This window comes from Hymenobacter psychrophilus, assembly GCF_900107135.1.
Lineage (GTDB): Bacteria > Bacteroidota > Bacteroidia > Cytophagales > Hymenobacteraceae > Hymenobacter > Hymenobacter psychrophilus.
This window is the reverse complement of the sequence record NZ_FNOV01000039.1, coordinates 1-2,518: the sequence shown is the minus strand read 5'-3', so window position 1 is coordinate 2,518 and position 2,518 is coordinate 1. Positions and strand designations below refer to the sequence as shown.

Below are 2,518 nucleotides of genomic sequence, written 5' to 3'. Positions count from 1 at the left end.
AAAAAAAAGTACACGATTCGTAGACTAATAGTTCACACCTAGTATACTTTCAGTTCAAAATTTAGGGCATATTTTTGAACTTTATGTACAAAAAGTATGGAAAGATATTCTATATTTACCCCATACAAATTGAACTAGCCGTATGAAAAAGACCGAAAAAAACGAAAGCTTAACCACCTTTCCAGTTCATGAAAGCAATCCTTATTTGAGCTCTTTAGTGGTCCCCACTAGGAATAAAGTAGTTCAAGTAGGCAATCCTAAAAACTTCTCGATTGTAAATACTGAAAGTGGAGAAGAACATAGCATGCTCATTGGTACAAGACAAGCAGTTGATAAGGAACAGTTTAGAAAGATTTTTAAAGGTCAGATTCAGGCATTATTCTGTTTGAGCAGTGCGGGAATCAAGGCTTTTGGGTACTTCCTAGATGCTTTGCACGTCTCTAAGGACCAGGTATTATTCGACTTAGAGGATTGCATGAAATTTACTGGCTACACAAGTAAGGCATCAGTATATAATGGTGTAAGTGAGCTACTTAAAAATAATTTTATAGCCCGTACTCACAAGGCTTATACGTTCTTTATAAACCCAGCTATCTTCTTCAATGGTAGTCGCCTTGTAATGGTAAACGAGTACGTAGTGCAGCAAGACAAGAAAATGCCTTTACCTCAGGGGCAACTAGATTTTTTTACTCAAACAAACATCCCCACAAGCCCAGAACACGAGGCAAGGGAGGATGAATGACAAAAGGGAAGAAAAGAGCGTGCAGGCGGCTTAGCACCATGCCTTTTTTACCTCGGGGGGGCAGGGGGCAGAGCCCCCAGGAGAACGAGCTATCAGTACTTTTCAACCAAAAAAGCCACTACTACTCTTACATAACCAGTTAACTCATGTGGTTTAAGTTAGCCTCCAATCCCGAAGTAGTTGAGTCAATTTATGGAGATGAAATTCCCATATTAGAAGGGGTACTTCTGCATGAAATGGAGTTTAGATTAGATGGGGGCTCTATAATTCTTTTAAGATTTGGCCCGTCTAACTACCCCTCTAAACCACCCGCGAAGTGGGTGTCAAGAGGGAATAATACTGCCTCAATTTCACTACAGCTAATTGACGTATCAAGCACCACTTTAGAAGGAAGGGGAATAGTACCTCAGACATTCTGTGATTTCTCTTTTAAGAGAGAAGATGAGAGCCTAATTTTTGAAATCAAAGCTGATAACATACAAGCGAAAGTGAAATTTGGGTATCTATACATCGATGGCATTACAGCCTATAGAGGAAAAGTTGAGTAAGCACTTTAGCGGGATGGTAGGGAACTGAAGGGAAATAAAAAGCCCCAGTTATGCAGTAGAGGGCGAACCTTCAACACTGTCTAGCTGGGGCTTTCAGGCGTTTATAGCACCTACCTTATTCCTTCCCGTTTGATACCTCTACCAAACAAGTCCGCTTCAAGTAAGCCCGGCTAAGGTAGGGCAAAAATCCGTAACTTAGACCGGCCAGAAAAACAAAGCCATAACCCACTATGGTTTGAACTTGGGGAAGGGGCCTGCTACGCGCCCCTCCCCCAAGTTCAAACCGTGGTCCCTGCGGGGCAGCTCGTTCTCCTGGGGGCGCTGCCCCCTGTTCCCCCGAGGTAAAAAAGGCATAAGGCTAAGCCGCCTGCCCATTTCCTTTCCCCACCGCCCCATGCCCTACGCCGTCATCCGAGTTGCCAAAATCAAGACCCAGGCGCACGCCCTCGCGGCCACTGGCCACAACTACCGCCAGGAGCAGCACCCCCACTCCATAGGTAACGCTGACAAAGAGGCCCCATACCGGAACCGGGAGTATATCAACCACGAGAAAAAAGACTACTGGAGCCTTTTGGAAGCCCGCATCCAGGAGGCCGGAGTGAAGCGTATCCGACATGATTCCGTGCGTGGGATGGAGGTGATTCTGACCGGCAGCCCGGAGGGGTTTGTACGTGGCCAGGACGGGCGAGCGGCCGACTACTCCAAAAGCAAATGGGCGCAGGACAATTTGAATTTTTTAAAGGAGCAGTTCGGGGCCAAGAACATCGTTTCGTTCACGCTGCACCAGGATGAAAAGACCCCGCACATTCACGCGGTGCTGGCCCCCATCACGGATAAGAACACCTTGTCGGCCGACCAGCTATTCAACCCCAAGAGCTTGCGTCAGCTGCAAACCGAGTACGCCCAGGCAATGGCCCCGCATGGGTTTGAACGCGGCGTCGAGCACAGCCAGGCCAAGCACGACCCGATGCAGCGCCTGTATGGGTTGGAGGCCCAGCACGCGCAGCGCGTGGCGGAGCTGACCAGGCCCACCGCGCCGGCGCCGGCATTCCAGCTCACCGACCCACCCTTACTCGGGCGGGACGAGTGGAAAGCCGGCGAGGAAGCACGGATTAACGCCGAAATGGCCCGCCAAGCCGAGGCCGCGCGGGCGCAGCTCGCTGAGGTCGCCAAGCTCGCTCAGGCGAACACGGCTGCAGCGGAGCAGGTGAGAGTGCTCCAAAAACAG

At 49.4% G+C, this 2,518-nt stretch carries 3 protein-coding genes; all 3 read left to right on the top strand.

The features are described 5' to 3' along the window. The first annotated feature begins 142 nt into the window (after positions 1-142). Entirely contained in the window at positions 143-742 is a 600-nt protein-coding gene (locus BLW21_RS20925; protein ID WP_139255380.1) for a replication/maintenance protein RepL, read from the top strand. Positions 743-888: 146 nt separating this feature from the next. After that, positions 889-1,290, top strand: a complete 402-nt coding sequence (locus tag BLW21_RS20920) for an Imm50 family immunity protein (protein WP_092744048.1) — start codon at positions 889-891, stop codon at positions 1,288-1,290. Between the two features lie 394 nt (positions 1,291-1,684). After that, positions 1,685-2,518 (top strand): MobV family relaxase (gene mobV / locus BLW21_RS20915; RefSeq protein ID WP_175471087.1); only part of this gene is annotated, 834 nt, incomplete at its 3' end.